Origin of the sequence: Kribbia dieselivorans NBRC 106261 (genome assembly GCF_001552435.1) — a bacterium.
In the GTDB taxonomy this organism is placed as follows: Bacteria; Actinomycetota; Actinomycetes; order Actinomycetales; family Dermatophilaceae; genus Kribbia; species Kribbia dieselivorans.
Map to the genome: position 1 here is coordinate 1 of NZ_BCRE01000143.1, position 5,767 is coordinate 5,767.

A 5,767-nucleotide genomic window follows, 5' to 3' on the forward strand; every position below is an offset into this window, starting at 1 on the left:
GGGTACCGCACGAGCAGCACGTCGATGTCGAGGTCGTCGTCGGGGTAGACCCGCTCGACGTCCCCCGCGTCGATCAACTCCCGCACCGGGGCGCAGAGCGGATCGTCGTTGGCGGTGTAGAAGCGCATGGCCTCCAGATGCATGATCCCCACGCTCAGCCCGGCCTCGCGGGCGGCCGCGATCTCCTCGAGCATGGAGACCTGCGGGCCGCCGAAGCGCCGCCAGTCCCCGCCGAGCACGAGGTCCACATGGGGGGTCCTCGCATCCCGCACCGCCGACCAGCGCCGCGGGGCGGGGAACGGGCGCGGCTGCGAGGGGTCGAGGTACGGGTCCGCGCCCGCGGCGATGGCCTCGTGCCACGCTCCGTAGGCCTGCTTGTAGGCCGCCCGGGACTCGTGCCGCCAGCCGCGGGAGAAGTCGTCGGCGCTGAGCGACTCCGGCGACGAGCGCAGGATGGTCATGACGTCCTCGCCGATGTCGTGAACGGTCGTGCCGAACGTCACCTCGATCCGACGCGCGTACTCGGTGTCGGCCGCCTTGCGCACCGGGTCGAAGAAGCCCACGCGGTTGAACACCGGATCCAGGCGGAACATCAGCGAGCTCGCCGCGTCGAAGCGACCGGGGTACCCGACGCGGGTGATGACGAGGTCGCTGGTCGCCCGCACCCCGGCCGAGCGGGTGGCCAGGATCCGTGGGTCGTCCAGCATCGGCCGAACGCCGAGTTCGAGCCGCTGGGGGTGGGCCCAGTCGTCGGAGTCGAGACAGGTGACATACTCGCCGCGCGCCTGGGTGAGCGCCACGTTGCGGCAGGAGTACGTCCCTCCGTTGGTGTGCTTGTGGATGACCCGGATGCGCGGATCAAGCGCGGCGAGATCGCGCCAGATACCCGGTGCCGGATCGGGCGAGCGGTCGTCGACGACGAGCAGTTCCCAGTTCTGCCACGTCTGGTCGACGATCGACCGTGCGGCCACGAGGGCGTCGGCGCCGGGGTTGTAGGCGCTCATGATGACGGTGATGAGCGGCCCGGTCTCGATCGTGGGCCCGGAGGCGCCGTGGAGTCGGTCCAGTGCCGGAGCGTCACCGGGGTGCACCCGCAGCCCGACCCGGCTCGGGCCGACCAGGGCCGCGGACAGGTCGGTGATCCAGTCCTGTTCGGCGGTTTGCGCCGCGGATTGCCGTGTGGCTTGCCCTGCGGCGTGGGCAACCTCGGGTGCAGCGGCCTGGGCGGAGCCGCGTGCGGGCGGGTGGAGTCGCGGATGGGCCAGATCGGCTTCGGTCAGGGCCACGACCTCGCGCCGGGCCTTGGGGTGGCGCAGCACGGCGCGGACCCGCTCGACCAGGCTCGGGTCCTCGACGGACTGGGTGGCGAGCAGTTGTGCCCAGACGGTGATGTCCGCGGTGGTGAGGTGGGCGTCACCGTGCACGTGGGCGGACAGGTCGTACAGCCCGCGCGCCGCACGCTGCTCCGCCGGGTGGGGAATCTGGAGCGCCACCACATAGGCGAAGGCCGCCCAGGCCGTCCACGCGGGCGCGTCGTCCTCGCTGATCGGATCGAGGGGCACCTGCCCGGCCGCGGCCTCGAGGTCGGTCGTCGCGGCGTCGCCGAGCGAGATGAGCGCGGCCGCGTCCAGGGCTCCGTGGGTCGCGAGGTGGGCGAGGATCTCGCGGGCACCGAGCGACTTGGTGCGCAGCGCGGTGTTGCGCATCGCCCCGATGCGCTTGGCCGGCACCAGCGCCGCGTGGTCGGCGATGACCTGCGCCAGCGTCAGCGGCCTGCTGAGACCAGCTTCAGCCCTGTCAGCCCCGGCCCCGCTCGCCTCAGTCACGCTGGTTCCAGCCTCAGCCCCGCCGGCCCCGCTCGCCTCAGGCACCTCCGTCATGGTCAGCGCTTTTCGAGTCGAGCCACCGCGGCGTCCAGTGCGTCCTGGGCCCGATCCAGCCGACCCAGGTGCTGGGCCTGCAGGCTGCGCAGGATGCCCACGACCTCCTGGGTGTCCAGGACGACCTCACCGGGCCGCCGAATCCCGGCGATCCGCAGCGCCTCGAGCGCCTCGGCCGAGCGTGCATCGGTGGCGCCAAACGCCTGCTCCAGACGCTCGATGTCGGCCGCAAGTCGCGCGCCGACGTCGTTCGCGTTCTTCTCGGCGGTCTTGGAACGCGACTCCACCGCCGCCAGCGACCCGAAGTGGGTATCCAGCGCAGCGGTCTGCTTCGCGATGGCCTTCTCCACGGCGCCCAGTCGACGGATCACGGCACGCTCGCCCTGCCCTGCGCGAACCCCGGCCCACAGTGCCATCACGCCGGTGACGAGGCCGAGGACGCTCAGGGCCGTGACGGCGATCTCCCACCGATCCAGCCACGCGGCTCCGGCGGCGACCGCGGCCAGCACGAGGAGCACGAAGGCAGCAGCGATGGATCGGGGTGAACGCATGGGAGGGGCTCCTACCGGGGGGACGCGGGATGGGATGACAATACTTCCCATGCTTCGCCGATCAGTGCCGTGTCTAGGGTGTTGCCCGTGACCGCCGCCCACCCTGCTGCGCCCCTCCGGGCGGCGGCCCTCCCTGCCGAGAACCGGGAGTCCTTGGCCGTCATGCGCGTGGCCGCCGGAGCACACCGCCGAGGAGCGAGCACCTTCGCCTCCGTCGGCCTGCGCACCCGGGCCCCGGCCGTCGGAGAGGCGCTCGCGCTGGCCGCCAGTGACGGCACCCTGACGGTCGGCGAGATCGCCGACCGGATCGACGCGGCAGACGTGCCGGCGGCCCTGCTCGATCCCGACCGCTGCGACAGCGCCCTGGCGCTGGCGGTGCTCTGGGCCGGCGGCCGTGACGGTGACTGGCCGGAGCGCGCCCACCGACTGTTCTCCGCTCTGATCGAACGGCACGGACCGGGTCTCGGGGGCATCCACGAGCGGACCGTGTTCGCGCAGAACGCGTACGTCCTCGGACACACCGCGCAGGTGCGCGGAACCCTGCCGATGCTGGGCAAGCTCAACTGGGATGTCCGCCAGCGCCTCGAAACCGACCTGGCGCACCCCTCGCTCGGCGGTGATCACGACCAGTGGCTGAGCCTGCTGACGGCACCGTTCGTCGAGGCCGGCCTGGCCGCGTTCGGTGTCGACGTCGCCGCGCCGACCCTGTTCGACGGGCTGCACGCCGCTCCGCCGCGCCAGGTGGACGGGCCGCTGGTCACCGTCATCATGCCGACGTGGCGCCCGGATCATGGGCTGCGCACCTCGGTGATGTCGATCATCAACCAGACGTACGCCAACCTGCAGGTCATCCTCGTCGACGACGCCTCCGGGCCGGAGTGGGCCGACACGTACGAGGAGGCCGCCGCCCTCGACGAGCGGATCACCGTGCTCCGCATGCCGGTCAACGGTGGGTCCTACGTCGGCCGAAATGCGGCGCTGGCCGTGGCCGACGGGGCGTACGTGACCTTCCAGGACGGCGACGACTGGTCGCACCCGGAGCGCATCGAACGACAGGTCGCGGCCCTGCTGGAGGACCCGTTGGCCTCGGGCAGTCGCTCCGAGGCGTTCCGCGCCACGGAGGAACTGACCCACCAGTGGGTGGGCTACCGCGCGCTGCGTCAGAACGCGTCCTCGCTCATGGTGCGGCGCAGCACGATCGAGCGGCTCGGCACGTTCGACACGACGCGCAAGGGCGCCGACTCCGAGTATCACGAGCGGATCCGCACGCTGCTCGGGGCGACCGCAGACGTGCAGACGCCGCTGGCGATCACGCGGCTGCGCTCCGGTTCCCTGTCCCGCGCCGACTTCACGCTGGACTGGGCCCACCCCGACCGGATCACGTACCGGCAGTCGTACACCAACTGGCATCACCAGTTGCTGACAGAGGGTGGAGTGCACTCCCCGCAGTTGCCGCTGCGCCAGGACCCGGCGCAGCGGGCGTTCCCGGCCCCGAGGTCGTTCGTCGCTCGGATTCCCGGTACTCCGGCCTCCACCACGACGTACGACGTCGTTCACCTCACCGACGCGACGCTGCCCGACCTGACCTTCACCAGCGGGCTGATCGACCCCGCCCCCACGACGCTGCGGGTCGGGCTGGTCCACCTGGACGACCCCACGGAACCGGCACCGCACCGCGGCGTCACCACCCCGGCGTTGCGCGACCGGCTGCTGGAGGGCCGTCTCGAGCAGTTGTCCTCCACCGACGCCGTCGCCGCGTCGGTGGCCGTGGTGTCGCGTTCGACGATCCTCGAAATGCCGCCGGCCGAGCCGATGGCTGTGCAGGTCGAGCGGGTGCTCGTCGTGCTGGACGCCGATCCGATCGGCGTCCCGGACATCGCCACCCTGCGTGCGACCTGCCCGGAATGGCTGGGCTGCGAACCGGAATGGGTGTGCCTCACGACGGCCGAGGCGCAGCGGTGGCGCGCCGCCGGGCTCGAGGTGTCGCTGCTCCATGAGGCCGTCCCGGAAATGTCCACCGGGCAGCCCAGCGACACACCCACCGATCGCCACGCACTCACCGACCAAGCCACACCCACCGATCGCGCCACACCGCGGACCGCGGCACGGCACGGCGATCCCAACGGCCCCGGCTCCACCTCGTGGGGCCGCGCGGCGGACGCCGTGCGCCTTCTCTTCTCCCGCCCGCCCCGATCGCAGGAATGAGCGTTCGTGTCCCTTCCCACTGACTCGCTTCCTCACGCCGGCGATGCCGAATGGCCGCTGACCGACGACCCTGACGTCGGCGACGTGATCGATGCCGTCGAGGCGGCTGAGGCGGCAGCCGAGCTCCCGGCGGCGACCGACCTTCCGACCGGGGCACGGATCCGCCTGCTGCTCATCACGACCAGTTGGACGCCGTTCGATGTGCTGCTCAAGTCCTGGGCGGTCCACCGCGACCCGGACGAGTTCATCGTCGTCGCGCACCAGGACTTTCCCGGCCCACCGCCACGCGAGGGGTTCGTCGCCCGGACGCTGCCCCTCTCGCCGACGCAGAAGGGTTTGATCCCCTGGCCCGAGCGGGTGCGCCGGTTCAGCGAGGCTGTGGTGGCCGACATTGGACTTCATGCCCTGTTCGAGCGGGCCGAGGACATCACTGTCCGCGACAACCTCGAAGCTGCGTTCGTCAAGTCCCTCGCCAACGCGAGCGTCGAGGTGCCCCGGCTCACCCCTTGGCCGGGTGTGACCCACACGATCGCGCTGCGCACGGCTCAGCGCCTGCTCCATCGGGCTCAGGCCGCAGGTGCGGACGAGCACGTGGTTCATGGCCTGCAGTCCGAGGTCGATCACCTCGCGGCGTGGCGCCCATCGGAGCCAAGCACGCCAAGCACGCCAAGCACGCCAAGCACGCCAAGCACGCCAAGCACGCCAAGCACGCCATAGTCCCATGCGGCCCTCCGCCTCCCGGCGGCGCGTGGACAGAGCTCTCCCCCGGTTTCGGGGCGTGGTCATGGTCGCCTCCGGTGGAAGCGGATCATCAGGGTCCCGTCGGGTTCTCGGACCCGCTCATGCACGTACTCGGGGTTGTGGATGCGTCGGTGGTCCTCCCAGCAGAGGGGTAGTGCGTTGGCGAGGTCGGTGGGTCCACCGTGTTCCCAGGGGGTGAGGTGGTGGAGTTCGGCCCAAGAGAAGGGCCGGTCACAGCCTTCAGCGGCACACGAGTCGTACTTGGTCGCGAGGGCTCGTCGTTGTGGTTCGGTGAACAGGCGTTTCGCCCGGCCCACATCCAAGGGCTGCGACTCGCCACCGAGGACGACGGGGACCAACCCGGCGTTGCACGCGGCGCGGCGGGCTTCC

5 protein-coding genes are annotated in these 5,767 nt (G+C 71.4%); 2 read left to right on the plus strand and 3 right to left on the minus strand.

Going from position 1 to position 5,767, the window contains the following annotated elements:
- Both KD1_RS11720 and KD1_RS16620 read right to left on the minus strand, forming a co-directional pair.
- The coding region (locus KD1_RS11720; protein WP_157073320.1) for a glycosyltransferase family A protein at positions 1-1,826 on the minus strand (1,826 nt) is incomplete at its 3' end.
- A 56-nt stretch (positions 1,827-1,882) separates the two neighbouring features.
- Positions 1,883-2,431: a hypothetical protein gene (locus tag KD1_RS16620; RefSeq protein WP_068402117.1), complete on the minus strand. Its 549-nt coding sequence runs from the start codon at positions 2,429-2,431 to the stop codon at positions 1,883-1,885.
- A gap of 87 nt (positions 2,432-2,518) precedes the next feature.
- Between KD1_RS16620 and KD1_RS11730 the strand changes: the two genes are divergently transcribed.
- Together KD1_RS11730 and KD1_RS11735 are read left to right on the plus strand one after the other, a co-directional pair.
- On the plus strand, positions 2,519-4,636 hold the full coding sequence (locus KD1_RS11730; RefSeq protein WP_083542413.1) for a glycosyltransferase family A protein: 2,118 nt from the start codon (positions 2,519-2,521) through the stop codon (positions 4,634-4,636).
- A 6-nt stretch (positions 4,637-4,642) separates the two neighbouring features.
- Positions 4,643-5,353 (plus strand): hypothetical protein, encoded by a 711-nt coding sequence (locus KD1_RS11735; RefSeq protein ID WP_068402120.1) that lies wholly within the window; start codon positions 4,643-4,645, stop codon positions 5,351-5,353.
- A 65-nt stretch (positions 5,354-5,418) separates the two neighbouring features.
- Here KD1_RS11735 and KD1_RS16315 read toward each other — a convergent pair.
- Positions 5,419-5,767: HNH endonuclease signature motif containing protein (locus tag KD1_RS16315; RefSeq protein WP_169795388.1), on the minus strand; the 349-nt coding region annotated here is incomplete at its 5' end.

Bases quoted from the DNA above. Each gene is read 5' to 3' on its own strand.
- KD1_RS16620 (WP_068402117.1), bottom strand. From the start codon at position 2,431: ATGCGTTCACCCCGATCCATCGCTGCTGCCTTCGTGCTCCTCGTGCTG.